General features: G+C 64.0%; 13 protein-coding genes. 8 read left to right on the forward strand and 5 right to left on the reverse strand.

The window, feature by feature from the left end; translation table 11 throughout:
- Positions 1-78: 78 nt before the first annotated feature.
- The 4 genes from AC5O5R_RS04435 (at position 79) to AC5O5R_RS04450 (ending at position 4470) form a co-directional block, all read left to right on the forward strand.
- On the forward strand, positions 79-1335 hold the full coding sequence (locus AC5O5R_RS04435; protein ID WP_494515004.1) for an ATP-binding protein: 1257 nt from the start codon (positions 79-81) through the stop codon (positions 1333-1335).
- On the forward strand, positions 1335-1895 hold the full coding sequence (locus AC5O5R_RS04440) for a response regulator transcription factor (RefSeq protein ID WP_172218995.1): 561 nt from the start codon (positions 1335-1337) through the stop codon (positions 1893-1895). The genes AC5O5R_RS04435 and AC5O5R_RS04440 overlap by 1 nt, the downstream gene beginning before the upstream one ends.
- A gap of 215 nt (positions 1896-2110) precedes the next feature.
- Complete coding sequence (locus AC5O5R_RS04445; RefSeq protein WP_494512119.1) at positions 2111-3052, forward strand: AEC family transporter; 942 nt, start codon at positions 2111-2113, stop codon at positions 3050-3052.
- Between the two features lie 56 nt (positions 3053-3108).
- Entirely contained in the window at positions 3109-4470 is a 1362-nt protein-coding gene (locus tag AC5O5R_RS04450; protein ID WP_172218999.1) for an amino acid permease, read from the forward strand.
- A gap of 97 nt (positions 4471-4567) precedes the next feature.
- On the opposite strand, the gene AC5O5R_RS04455 is transcribed toward AC5O5R_RS04450, so the two are convergent.
- From AC5O5R_RS04455 to gatC, 5 genes are all read right to left on the reverse strand, one after another.
- Complete coding sequence (locus AC5O5R_RS04455) at positions 4568-5611, reverse strand: calcium/sodium antiporter (protein WP_172219015.1); 1044 nt, start codon at positions 5609-5611, stop codon at positions 4568-4570.
- A 60-nt stretch (positions 5612-5671) separates the two neighbouring features.
- Positions 5672-6046, reverse strand: a complete 375-nt coding sequence (locus tag AC5O5R_RS04460) for a septal ring lytic transglycosylase RlpA family protein (RefSeq protein ID WP_172219001.1) — start codon at positions 6044-6046, stop codon at positions 5672-5674.
- 153 nt (positions 6047-6199) lie between these two features.
- The gene (gatB, locus tag AC5O5R_RS04465; RefSeq protein WP_172219003.1) at positions 6200-7645 is read right to left on the reverse strand and encodes an Asp-tRNA(Asn)/Glu-tRNA(Gln) amidotransferase subunit GatB; all 1446 of its coding nucleotides are present in this window, start codon (positions 7643-7645) and stop codon (positions 6200-6202) included.
- An 11-nt stretch (positions 7646-7656) separates the two neighbouring features.
- The gene (gene gatA / locus AC5O5R_RS04470) at positions 7657-9108 is read right to left on the reverse strand and encodes an Asp-tRNA(Asn)/Glu-tRNA(Gln) amidotransferase subunit GatA (protein ID WP_172219005.1); all 1452 of its coding nucleotides are present in this window, start codon (positions 9106-9108) and stop codon (positions 7657-7659) included.
- Positions 9109-9123: 15 nt separating this feature from the next.
- Positions 9124-9411: an Asp-tRNA(Asn)/Glu-tRNA(Gln) amidotransferase subunit GatC gene (gene gatC / locus AC5O5R_RS04475; RefSeq protein WP_172219007.1), complete on the reverse strand. Its 288-nt coding sequence runs from the start codon at positions 9409-9411 to the stop codon at positions 9124-9126.
- Positions 9412-9615: 204 nt separating this feature from the next.
- Between gatC and mreB the strand changes: the two genes are divergently transcribed.
- The 4 genes from mreB (at position 9616) to AC5O5R_RS04495 (ending at position 12974) form a co-directional block, all read left to right on the forward strand.
- Entirely contained in the window at positions 9616-10653 is a 1038-nt protein-coding gene (gene mreB, locus AC5O5R_RS04480) for a rod shape-determining protein MreB (protein WP_003255163.1), read from the forward strand.
- 165 nt (positions 10654-10818) lie between these two features.
- Entirely contained in the window at positions 10819-11844 is a 1026-nt protein-coding gene (gene mreC, locus AC5O5R_RS04485) for a rod shape-determining protein MreC (protein WP_172219017.1), read from the forward strand.
- Complete coding sequence (gene mreD, locus AC5O5R_RS04490; RefSeq protein WP_172219009.1) at positions 11844-12332, forward strand: rod shape-determining protein MreD; 489 nt, start codon at positions 11844-11846, stop codon at positions 12330-12332. The genes mreC and mreD overlap by 1 nt, the downstream gene beginning before the upstream one ends.
- A gap of 33 nt (positions 12333-12365) precedes the next feature.
- Complete coding sequence (locus AC5O5R_RS04495; RefSeq protein WP_172219011.1) at positions 12366-12974, forward strand: Maf family protein; 609 nt, start codon at positions 12366-12368, stop codon at positions 12972-12974.
- Positions 12975-13014 lie beyond the last annotated feature (40 nt).

A 13014-nucleotide genomic window follows, 5' to 3' on the forward strand; every position in this document is an offset into this window, starting at 1 on the left:
TTTGCCGCAGCGCTGCAGCGAGGCCCCCGGCTTCGGTATACTCCAGCCGATTTTCTGGAGCACTCATCAGGAGAGCTCATGCTCGCTGCCGTACAACCGCTGTCCGCTACCCGCCAGAACCTCTGGCGCCTGACTGTCATTCGCGTACTGGTCCTGGCTGCCCAGGCCGGCTCCGTGGGTGTCGCCTACTGGACCGAACTGCTGCCGTTGCCCTGGCTGTCGCTGGCGGGCACATTGGCCCTGTCGTCGCTGTTGTGTGCCTTCACGGCCCTGCGCCTGCGCCTTTCATTGCCCGTCACCGAAATGGAGTACGCCCTGCAGCTGGCCTGCGACCTGCTGATCCACAGCGCCTTGCTGTATTACTCCGGCGGGTCCACCAACCCGTTCGTCTCGTACTACCTGGTGCCGCTGGCGATTGCCGCAGTGACATTGCCCTGGCTGTACTCGCTGATTCTTTCCGGTATCGCCCTGACCGCCTACAGCATGCTGCTGGTGCAGTTCTACCCGCTCGAAGGCCTGCCCATGGCGCGCGACAAGATGCAAGTCTACGGCATGTGGCTGAGCATCGCCCTGGCCGCGGCAGTGATCACGTTCTTTGCTGCACGCATGGCCGAAGAGCTGCGCCGCCAGGAGCAGCTGCGTTCCGAGCGGCGTGAAGAAAGCCTGCGTGACGAGCAACTGCTGGCCGTGGCCACACAGGCTGCGGGTGCCGCGCACGAGCTGGGCACGCCCCTGGCGACCATGAGCGTACTGATCAACGAGATGCGCCAGGACCACACCGACCCTCTGCTGCAGGATGACCTGCAGATCCTCCAGGACCAGGTCAAGTTGTGCAAGGAAACCCTGCAGCAACTGGTGCGTGCCGCCGAAGCCAACCGCCGCCTGGCGGTGCAGGAGCAGGATGTGACCGCCTGGCTGGACGAGGCGCTGAACCGCTGGCACCTGATGCGCCCGGAGGCCAGCTACCGCTTCCAGCGCCTGCGTGACGGCCAGGTGCCGCGCCTGACCCCGCCGCCGGACCTGACCCAGGCGCTGTTGAACCTGTTGAACAATGCCGCAGATGCCTGCCCCGATGACCTGCAGGTGCACCTGGACTGGGACGCCCAGGACATCGTCATCAGCATCCGCGACCATGGCCCCGGCGTGCCGCCGGCCATTGCCGAAGCCATCGGCAAACCCTTCATTACCACCAAAGGCAAAGGCTTCGGCCTCGGCCTGTTCTTGAGCAAGGCCAGCGTGACCCGTGCGGGCGGTTCGGTGAAACTCTATAGTCATGAACAGGGTGGCACCCTGACCGAACTGCGCCTGCCTCATGGCAAGCGAGGAGATGAATGATGAGCGAAGAAAACCAGGTCGAAAGCGAAGAGCTGCCGCACCTGCTGCTGGTGGATGACGATGCCACCTTTACCCGGGTCATGGCACGTGCCATGAGTCGCCGCGGTTTCCGTGTAAGCACTGCCAGCTCTGCCGAAGAGGGGTTGATCCTGGCCCAGCAGGACCTGCCGGACTACGCCACGCTGGATCTGAAGATGGAAGGCGACTCAGGCCTGGTGCTGCTGCCCAAGCTGCTGGAGCTGGACCCGGAAATGCGCGTGGTGATCCTGACCGGTTACTCGAGTATTGCCACTGCGGTGGAAGCGGTCAAGCGCGGCGCCTGCAACTACCTGTGCAAACCGGCGGACGCCGACGATGTGCTGGCGGCGTTGCTGTCGGAGCATACCGACCTGGATACCCTGGTGCCGGAAAACCCGATGTCGGTAGACCGCCTGCAATGGGAGCACATCCAGCGCGTGCTGGGCGAGCACGAGGGCAATATCTCGGCCACCGCGCGCGCGCTGGGCATGCACCGGCGGACCTTGCAGCGCAAACTGCAGAAGCGCCCGGTCCGGCGCTGATTCATTTCGCCTGTACCGGCCTCATCGCCGGCAAGCGAGCTCCCACAGGGACGCCACTGGTTCCGAAACCTGTGCAGCACCTGTGGGAGCTGGCTTGCCGGCGATAGGGCCGGTACAGACAGAAATTTCTCTATAACACCCCGCGATCCCCGCAAATCCCGGCCGTTGGCGTATCATTGGCCACCTGACGGCAACCCCTCCAGGATCGCTTGCGCATGCTCGCCCTTCTTATCCAGACGCTGAACATCACGGCACCAGTCTTCGCCATGCTGTTCATGGGCATACTGCTCAAACGCATCCACCTGATCGACGACAATTTCAACCGCGTCGCCTCGCAGCTGGTGTTCAACGTGTGCATGCCGGCACTGCTGTTCCTTGGCATCTACCACGCCGACCTGGCCTCGGCAGTCAAACCGGGGGTCATCCTCTATTTCATCGTCGCCACTCTGGTCGGCTTTGCCATCGCCTGGGGCATGGCCATCTGGCGCAGCCCGCTGGCCGATCGCGGCATTTATACCCAGGGCGCGTTCCGTGGCAACAACGGTGTGATCGGCCTGGCCCTGGCCGCCAGCCTGTATGGCGACTACGGCATCTCCCTGGGGGCGGTGCTCGCCGGCCTGGTCATCCTCATGTACAACTCGCTGTCGGCGGTGGTGCTGGCGGTATACAGCCCGGACCTCAAGTCCGACCCGTGGAGCATCTGCAAGAGCATTTTCAGCAACCCGCTGATCATCAGCGTGCTGGTGGCCGCGCCGATGGCTTACGGCCAGGTGCCGCTGCCCAACTGGCTGCTGACCTCGGGCGACTACCTGGCGCAGATGACCCTGCCGCTGGCACTGATCTGCATTGGCGGCACGCTGTCGCTGGCGGCGCTTCGCGACAGCGGGAGGCTGGCCGTGGATGCCAGCCTGGTGAAGATGGCCTGGCTGCCCCTGCTTGGCACACTGGGTGCGTGGTTGTGCGGCTTCCGCGGGGCGGAACTTGGCATCCTGTTCCTGTACATCGGCAGCCCGACCGCAGCGGCAAGCTACGTGATGGCGCGGGCGGCCAATGGCAATCATGAACTGGCGGCGTCGATCATCGTCATTACAACGCTAATGGCGGCGATCACCACCAACGTTGGTATTTTCATCTTGCAGTGGGGCGGATGGATCTAGATCCTTGACTGCAAATAACAGCAACAACACTGCCTCACTGAGCTAAAGGACACTTCATGCAAGACCAGAGCACGCCCGAGCGGTTACAGCGCGGGCTGAAGAATCGCCATATCCAGTTGATCGCGCTGGGCGGGGCCATTGGTACCGGTTTGTTCCTGGGCATCGCCCAGACCATCCAGCTGGCTGGCCCCTCCGTACTGCTGGGCTATGCCGTCGCCGGCCTGATGGCCTTCCTGATCATGCGCCAGTTGGGCGAGATGGTGGTCGAAGAGCCGGTAGCCGGCAGCTTCAGTCACTTCGCCCACCAGTACTGGAGCGAGTTCGCCGGCTTCGTCTCGGGGTGGAACTACTGGGTGGTGTATGTGCTGGTCGGCATGGCCGAGCTGACGGCGGTGGGCATCTACGTGCAGTACTGGTGGCCCGACTTCCCCACCTGGGCCACGGCAGCAATCTTCTTCGTGGCAATCAACCTCATCAACCTGACCCAGGTAAAGGTCTATGGCGAGATGGAGTTCTGGTTCGCCCTGGTCAAGGTGGTAGCCATCGTCAGCATGATCGGCTTTGGCGCCTGGCTGCTGACCAGCGGCCATGGCGGCCCGGATGCCAGCGTAGCCAACCTGTGGCAGTACGGCGGCTTCTTCCCTAACGGCGTCAGCGGCCTGGTCATGGCCCTGGCGGTGATCATGTTCTCGTTCGGTGGCCTGGAGCTGGTGGGCATTACCGCCGCCGAGGCCGACAACCCGCGCCAGAGCATCCCCAAGGCCACCAACCAGGTGGTCTACCGCATCCTGATCTTCTACATCGGTGCCCTGGCCGTATTGCTGTCGTTGTACCCGTGGCAGAAGGTGGTGCAGGGCGGCAGCCCGTTCGTGATGATTTTCCACGAGCTGGACAGCGATCTGGTAGCAACCATCCTCAACATCGTGGTGCTGACCGCCGCGCTGTCGGTGTACAACAGCTGCGTATACGCCAACAGCCGCATGCTGTTCGGTCTGGCCAGCCAGGGCGATGCGCCGCGCCAGTTGCTGAAAGTAAGCCGTAGCGGTGTACCGCTGACTGCGCTGGGCGTGTCCGCCTTCGCCACCGGCCTGTGCGTGCTGATCAACTACCTGATGCCGGGGGAGGCGTTTGGCTTGCTGATGGCGCTGGCAGTGTCGGCACTGGTGATCAACTGGGCGAGCATCAGCATCACCCACCTGAAGTTCCGCAAGGCCAAGCTGGCAGCGGGGATAACCCCGTTCTACAAGAGCCTGGGGCATCCGCTGACCAACTACCTGTGTCTGGCGTTCATCGTGCTGATCCTGGTGGTGATGTACCTGACCCCGCCGATCCGGATTTCGGTGATGCTGATTCCGGGGTGGATTGCCGTGCTGTGGGTGGCTTTCAAGTTGAAGAAGGGTCGGCAGGTTCGGCGGTAGATCTTTAGCGCCTGTGATATCGAGCGCCGCCCGCGCGGCGCTCGATATCACGGGCGATGCAACGCTAAAGGCATGCGCATTGTGGCCCTGACGCAACTCAATGCTGCCGCCGCCATGCCCGCACGGTCGTGTACAACAACACAAACGCCAGCACCGGCAGCACATAAAACAGCATCAGCTTTTCCAGGCGGCCCGCCAGCGGCATGCCCATGGTAAAGGCTGCCACGTGCAGGCCATAAGCCAGGTACAGGCAGAGAAACACCAGGCCTTCGGCGCGGGTGATCCGGTAGCCGGAATAGAACACCGGCAGGCTCAGTACCGCCACGCCGAGCATCACCGGCAGGTCGAAGGCCAGGGCGTTGGGCGAGATCGACAGTGGCTCTGGGGTAACCAGCGCGGTCAGCCCCAGCACCGCCAGCAGGTTGAACAGGTTGCTGCCGATCACCGTACCTACGGCGATTTCCCGCTCACCCCGCAGGGCGGCAACCAGCGCTGCGGCCAGTTCCGGCAGGGAGGTGCAGATGGCGACGACCGTCAGGCCGATGATGCGCTCGGACAGGCCCAGATCGGTAGCCACCTCCACCGCGGCATCCAGCAACAGGTGGCCTGCCAGGCTCAGCAGCCCCAGGCCGGCCAGCACCAGCAGCAACGTCCCTGACCAGAAGCGCCGGGCGCTTGCCTTGACGGTGTCCGGGGCGGGATAGGTGCGCGCGTAGTGGCGGGACTGGTGCCAGAGCATTACCAGATAGCCGGCCAGGCCCAGCAGTAGCAGTCCGCCTTCGACCCGACCCAGATGGCCGTTGGCAGACAGCCCGTACACCAGCGCACTGGCGATGATCATCAGCGGGATATCCAGGCGCACCAGCTGGCGCGAAACTCGCAGCGGGATGATCAACGCTGCCAGGCCGAGAATGACCAGCACGTTGAAGATATTGCTGCCGATAACGCTGCCTACCGCCACGTCGGGCGCGCCCTGGTAGGCGGCCTGCAGGCTCACGGTCAGCTGTGGTGCGGTACTGCCGAAGGCCACCAGGCTGAGGCCGATGATCAGCGGGCGTACATGAAGGCGCTGTGCCAGGCGCAGCGCGGCGCGCACCAGCAGTTCGGCGCCGCCTACCAGCAACAGCAGGGCAATGCCCAGTTGCAGCAGGCTGAAAGTGGGAAGGGTGGCGAGGTCGAAAATGGTCGGACTCCTGTCGCGTCAGTCGCTAAGCCCTTGTACCCGTACGCGCGCCGTTCCGCTACGGAGCATGCCGATTTTTTCTGCTGCGGCACGTGACAGGTCGATCAGGCGGCCACGCGTATGCGGGCCACGGTCATTGATGCGCACCACCACACTGCGCTGGTTGGCGGTATTGGTGACCAGCACGCGGCTACCGAATGGCAGGCTGCGGTGGGCGGCGGTGAGGCCATGCTGGTTGAACGGTTCGCCGCTGGCAGTGCGTTTGCCATGGTGGCGTGAGCCGTAATAGGAAGCGGTGCCGGTCTTGTCGTAACCGCGTGGGTCGATGTCATGGCTGGCGCAGCCGGCCAGGAAGGAAAACAGGGCGAGGGTGCCGAGGGATCGTTTCAACAAGTTCTTGCTCCGATGCTGCGGTTGGGGCCGCTGTGCGGCCCATCGCCGGCAAGCCAGCTCCCACAGTTACAGCGCTGCCCTCTAGGGCGATCCTGTACCTGTGGGAGCTGGCTTGCCGGCGATCGAGGGCAAAGCCCTCGCCGCTTTTTCAGCTCACCCTTCGAGCTTGGCCTTGAGCAATTGGTTCACCTGCCCCGGGTTGGCCTTGCCTTTGGACGCTTTCATCGCCTGGCCGACGAAGAAGCCGAACATCTTGCCCCGCTTGGCCTCGTCGGCTGCGCGGTACTGTTCGACCTGCTCGGCGTTGGCTGCCAGCATTTCGTCGAGCATCTTGTCGATCGCACCGGTATCGGTGACCTGTTTCAGGCCTTTGCTCTCGATGATGCTGTCGGCATCGCCTTCACCGGCAGCCATGGCCTCGAACACGGTCTTGGCGATCTTGCCGCTGATGGTGTTGTCGCGGATACGCAGCAGCATGCCGCCCAGCTGTGCGGCGCTGACCGGCGCCTGGTCGATTTCCACGCCCAGCTTGTTCAGCAGGCTGCCCAGCTCGACCATGACCCAGTTGGCAGCCAGCTTGGCGTCGCCGCCGATCTTCACCACTTCTTCGAAGTAGTCCGCCTGTTCGCGGCTGGAGGCCAGCACGTTGGCGTCGTAGGCCGACAGGCCGTACTGGCCCTGGAAGCGCTCGACCTTTTGTGGCGGCAGCTCCGGCAGGCCGGCGCGAATGGAAGCGAGGAAGCTGTCCTCGATCACCACCGGCAGCAGGTCCGGGTCGGGGAAGTAACGGTAGTCGTTGGCTTCCTCCTTGCTGCGCATCGAGCGGGTCTCGTCCTTGTTCGGGTCGTACAGGCGGGTTTCCTGCACCACCTTGCCGCCGTCCTCGATCAGGTCGATCTGGCGCTGGATCTCGGTGTTGATCGCACGCTCGATGAAGCGGAACGAGTTGACGTTCTTGATTTCGCAGCGGGTACCGAACTCCACCTGGCCCTTCGGGCGGATCGACACGTTGCAGTCGCAACGCAGCGAGCCTTCGGCCATGTTGCCATCGCAGATGCCCAGGTAGCGCACCAGTGCGTGGATCGCCTTGACGTAGGCCACCGCTTCCTTGGCGCTGCGCATGTCAGGCTCGGAGACGATTTCCAGCAGCGGGGTGCCGGCGCGGTTCAGGTCGATGCCGGTGGAGCCGCTGAAGTCTTCGTGCAGGCTCTTGCCGGCGTCTTCTTCCAGGTGCGCGCGGGTTACCCCGATGCGCTTGATGGTGCCGTCTTCGAGGGCGATGTCCAGGTGGCCCTTGCCGACGATCGGCAGGTCCATCTGGCTGATCTGGTAGCCCTTGGGCAGGTCAGGGTAGAAGTAGTTCTTGCGCGCGAATACGTTGCGCTTGCCGATTTCGGCATCAATCGCCAGGCCGAACATGCACGCCATGCGCACGGCTTCCTGGTTCAGTACCGGCAGTACGCCGGGCATGCCCAGGTCTACCAGGCTGGCCTGGGTGTTCGGCTCGGAGCCAAAGGTGGTGGCGCTGCCGGAGAAGATCTTCGACTGGGTGGCGAGCTGAGTGTGGATTTCCAGCCCGATCACAACTTCCCATTGCATGTGTGAACTCCTCAGAAGCCGTTGGGGGCGCGGGTGTGCCAGTCGGTCACTTGCTGGTAGCGGTGCGCGACGTTGAGCAGGCGGCCTTCCTGGAAGTACGGCGCCAGCAGCTGTACGCCGACCGGCAGGCCGTCGACGAAGCCGGCTGGCATCGACAGGCCCGGCAGGCCCGCCAGGTTGGCAGTGATGGTGTAGACGTCCTCGAGGTAGGCGGCGACCGGGTCGCTGCTCTTGGCGCCGAGCTTCCAGGCCGGGTTTGGCGTGGTCGGGCCGAGGATCAGGTCGACGTCGTCAAAGGCGGCCATGAAGTCGTTCTTGATCAGGCGGCGGATCTGCTGGGCCTTCACGTAGTAGGCATCGTAGTAGCCGGCCGACAGGGCGTAGGTGCCCACCATGATGCGGCGCTGTACTTCCACGCCAAAGCCTTCGCCACGGGACCGCTTGTACAGGTCGGTGAGGTCCTTGGGTTCCTCGCAGCGGTAGCCGAAACGCACGCCGTCGAAACGCGACAGGTTGGAGGACGCCTCGGCCGGGGCGATCACGTAATAAGCCGGAATGGCATGCTGCATGTTCGGCAGGCTGATTTCCTTGACCACTGCACCGAGCTTTTCCAGCTCCTTTACGCTGGCCTGGACCAGATCGGCGATGCGCGGGTCGAGGCCTGCGCCGAAGTACTCCTTCGGCAGGCCGATGCGCAGGCCCTGCAGCGAGGCATTGAGGTTGGCGCTGTAGTCCGGCACCGGCTCTTCGATGCTGGTGGAGTCCTTGGCGTCGAAACCGGCCATGCCTTGCAGCAGCAGGGCGCAGTCTTCGGCAGTGCGGGCCAGCGGGCCACCTTGGTCGAGGCTGGAGGCATAGGCGATCATGCCCCAGCGCGAAACACGACCGTACGTCGGTTTCAGGCCGGTGAGGTTGGTCAGTGCCGCCGGCTGGCGGATCGAGCCACCGGTGTCGGTGCCGGTGGTGGCCGGCAGCAGGCGCGCGGCCACTGCCGCCGCCGAGCCACCGGACGAGCCGCCCGGGACGTGCTCGAGGTTCCACGGGTTCTTCACCGCGCCGTAGTGGCTGGATTCGTTGGCCGAACCCATGGCGAACTCGTCCATGTTGGTCTTGCCCAGGGTGACCATGCCGGCTTCGGCCAGCTTGGCGACCACGGTGGCGTCGTAGGGCGCCTTGAAGTTGTCGAGCATCTTCGAGCCGCAGCTGGTGCGTACGCCGTTGGTGCAGAACAGGTCCTTGTGGGCGATTGGCGCACCCAGCAGCGCACCGCTTTCGCCTGCGGCACGACGGGCGTCGGCGGCACGCGCCTGGCCCAGGGCCAGGTCTTCGGTGACGCTGATGAAGCTGTTGATTTGCGGGTCGAGCTGCTTGATGCGCGCCAGCAGGGCGCCGGTCAGCTCTTCGGATGAAAACGACGTGTCGGCGAGTCCGCGGGCGATCTCGGCCAGGGTCAATTGATGCATGGCAGGCTCTATCCCTTACTCGATGACTTTGGGAACCAGGTACAGACCGTTTTCGGTCGATGGCGCGATCGCCTGGTAGGTGTCGCGCTGGTTGCTTTCGGTGACCTGGTCGGGACGCAGGCGCTGGCTGGCCTCCAGGGGGTGGGCCAAGGGCTCGATGCCGGTGGTGTCGACCGCTTGCATCTGGTCGACGAGCCCGAGAATGCTGTTCAGGGCATCGGTAATGCGTGGCAGTTCGCCATCATTCAGGCCCAGTCGGGCCAGATGGGCGATCTTTTCCACGTCGCAGCGTTCAAGCGCCATGGTGATCTCCAGGGGAAACAAAGAACGGAATGATGTCCGTGGTGAGGAACATGTCAGCTTTCTGGCGGTCTAACGGCCGCGATCATCTGCTGGCGTGCTCGGAAAAACAGCCAATTTAACATATTGGCTCCTTGCCCAAAATCCCTGCCATTGTTAGAGTTTGCCGCACTTTTTTACCCACGCTTTCCCCAGGGTCACTTTCCCATGTTCAAGAAACTGCGTGGCATGTTTTCCAGCGATCTTTCCATCGACCTGGGTACTGCCAACACCCTTATTTACGTGCGTGAGCGCGGTATCGTCCTGAATGAGCCCTCGGTTGTTGCCATCCGTACCCATGGCAACCAGAAAAGCGTCGTCGCCGTCGGTACCGAAGCCAAACGCATGCTGGGCCGTACGCCTGGCAATATTGCTGCCATTCGTCCGATGAAGGACGGCGTCATCGCCGACTTCAGCGTTTGCGAAAAAATGTTGCAGTATTTTATCAACAAGGTCCACGAGAACAGCTTCCTGCAGCCAAGCCCGCGCGTGCTGATCTGTGTGCCGTGCAAGTCCACCCAGGTAGAGCGCCGCGCCATTCGCGAGTCGGCGCTGGGTGCCGGTGCGCGTGAAGTGTTCCTGATCGAAGAACCCATGGCGGCGGCGATCGGTGCCGGCCTGCCGGTTGAAGAAGCCCGTGGTTCGATGGTCGTGGATATCGGTGGCGGTACCACTGAAATCGCCCTGATCTCGCTGAACGGTGTGGTCTATGCCGAGTCCGTCCGCGTTGGCGGCGACCGCTTCGACGAAGCCATCGTCACCTACGTGCGCCGCAACTACGGCAGCCTGATCGGCGAATCCACCGCCGAGCGCATCAAGCAGGAAATCGGTACGGCCTACCCGGGCGGCGAAGTGCGTGAAGTCGACGTACGCGGCCGCAACCTGGCCGAAGGCGTGCCGCGTGCCTTCACCCTGAACTCCAACGAAGTGCTCGAAGCACTGCAGGAATCGCTGGCGACCATCGTCCAGGCGGTCAAGAGCGCGCTGGAGCAATCGCCGCCGGAGCTGGCCTCCGACATCGCCGAGCGCGGCCTGGTGCTGACCGGTGGTGGCGCGCTGCTGCGTGACCTCGACAAGCTGCTGGCCCAGGAAACCGGCCTGCCGGTGATCGTCGCCGAGGACCCGCTGACCTGCGTCGCCCGTGGCGGTGGTCGTGCCCTGGAGATGATGGACAAGCACGCGATGGACCTGCTCTCCAGCGAGTGATCCCGCTCGCTGTTCATGAGCATCCGGTTTACAGGTAGTACGCACAGTGCTACCTGTATGTGCCGTGCTGGCGCCCGTTGGGGCGCCGTATCCATCAATCCGCAACCAGGCTGGTGCGTTGTCCCATGTCCAATGACCTCCTGAGTCGTCCACGAGGAACGGCCCATTAAACCGCTTTTCTCCAAGGGCCCTTCGCTGGGCGTTCGCCTGCTCGTTCTGGTGGTGATGTCGGTCGCGTTGATGGTTGTCGACGCGCGCTTCGACGTGCTCAAGCCGGTGCGCAGCCAGATGGGCCTGGTGCTGATGGAATCGTACTGGATCACCGACTTGCCGCAGCGTGCCTGGCAAGGCGTGGCCGGCCAGTTCGGCAGCCGCACCGAACTCATCGCCGAAAACGAGAAGCTCAAGACCGAAGCCCTGCTGCTGCAGGGGCGCCTGCAAAAGCTGGCGGCTCTGACCGAGCAGAACGTGCGCCTGCGCGAGTTGCTCAATTCCTCGGCGCTGGTCAACGAAAAGGTCGAAGTGGCCGAGCTGATCGGGGTCGACCCCAACCCGTTCACCCACCGCATCCTGATCAACAAAGGGGAGCGTGACGGTGTGTTCCTGGGGCAGCCGGTACTCGATGCCCGCGGCTTGATGGGCCAGGTGGTCGAACTGATGCCTTACACCTCGCGGGTGCTGCTGCTCACCGACACCACCCACAGCATCCCCGTGCAGGTCAACCGCAATGGCCTGCGCGCCATCGCCAGCGGCACCGGCAACCCGGAGCGCCTGGAGCTGCGCCATGTGGCCGATACTGCCGACATCAAGGAAGGCGACCTGCTGGTCAGTTCCGGCATGGGCCAGCGTTTCCCTGCCGGCTACCCGGTGGCCACGGTCAACGAAGTGATCCACGATTCCGGCCAGCCGTTCGCCATTGTGCGTGCCATTCCCACGGCCGCGCTCAACCGCAGCCGCTACATGTTGCTGGTGTTCAGCGACCGACGTAGCCCGGAACAGCGTGCCACCGACGCAGCCCTTGCCCAGGAAGAGGCCGACCGCAAGGGCTTGGCCGCCCCTGGCCAGCCGGCTGCCACACCTGCTGCGCCAGCCACCCCTGCAGCGCCGGCCACGCCGGCCGCGCAGCCTGCAGTCCCGGCTGTCGCGCCTGCCGCCGCGCCGGCCGCACCCGCTCAACCCCGGAGGCAATGATGGCTGCATCACGCCGCAACAACGGCTGGGTCATCTGGCTGACTTTCGCCATCGGCCTGTTGCTCAGCGTCTCGCCCATGCCGCAGTTCATGGAAGTGTTCCGGCCCATGTGGCTGGCCATGCTGGTGTCGTTCTGGACGCTCGCCGTGCCCGGCAAGGTCGGCATGACCACGGCGTTCGTGCTGGGCCTGGCCGAGGACGTACTGTACGGCACCCTGCTGGGGCAGAACGCGCTGGTGCTGACCCTGATCACCTTCCTGGTGTTGTCCTTGCAGCAGCGCTTGCGGATGTTCCCCATGTGGCAACAAAGCCTGGTCATCCTGGTGATCTTCGGCATCGCCCAGCTGATCCAGCTGTGGCTCAGCGCGCTGACCGGCAACCGCCTGCCCACCCTGGCACTGGTCTGGTCGGCAGTGATCAGCGCCTTGCTCTGGCCGTGGATCAGTTTCGCCCTGCGCGACCTGCGCCGCCGCTTGCGTATCAACTGACGGCGACGCCGCCGCCGACAGGGAGATGTCTGCATGAATACGCTTTACCTGGCCTCTGGCTCGCCCCGTCGTCGTGAACTGCTGACCCAGATCGGCGTGCCGTTCAGCGTCGTCAGCGCCCCCATCGATGAAACCCCGCTTGCCGACGAAAGTGCCCCGGCCTATGTCGAACGCCTGGCCCGGGCCAAGGCCGCCGCGGGCCTTGCCTGCGTTACCGGGCCGGCTGTAGTGCTGGGCGCCGACACCGCCGTGGTGCTCGATGGTCGTATTCTCGGCAAACCGGAAAACCGCGAACATGCGCTGGCCATGCTGGCCGACCTGTCAGGCCGCGAGCACCAGGTACTGACCGCAGTCGCCCTAAGCGACGGCCAGCGGGTGGGCAGCCTGTGTGTCACCAGCACGGTGTGTTTTCGCCCGATCTGCGACGCTGAAGCGCAGCGCTACTGGGCCAGCGGCGAACCGGTCGACAAAGCCGGCGGCTATGCCATCCAGGGCCTGGGCGCGGTGTTCGTGACCGGCCTTGCGGGCAGCTACTCGGCGGTGGTCGGCTTGCCGCTGTGTGAAACAGCCGAATTGCTCGGCCAGTTTGGCATCGCCTGCTGGCAATTGCCTGCGCATGCCCCAGCGGGAGCGAACCGGTAGTAGCCAGCACGTCATACGCCATCCATCATTACAAAAGACC

The sequence above is a fragment of the Pseudomonas sp. 8_5_2 genome (genome assembly GCF_059295255.1).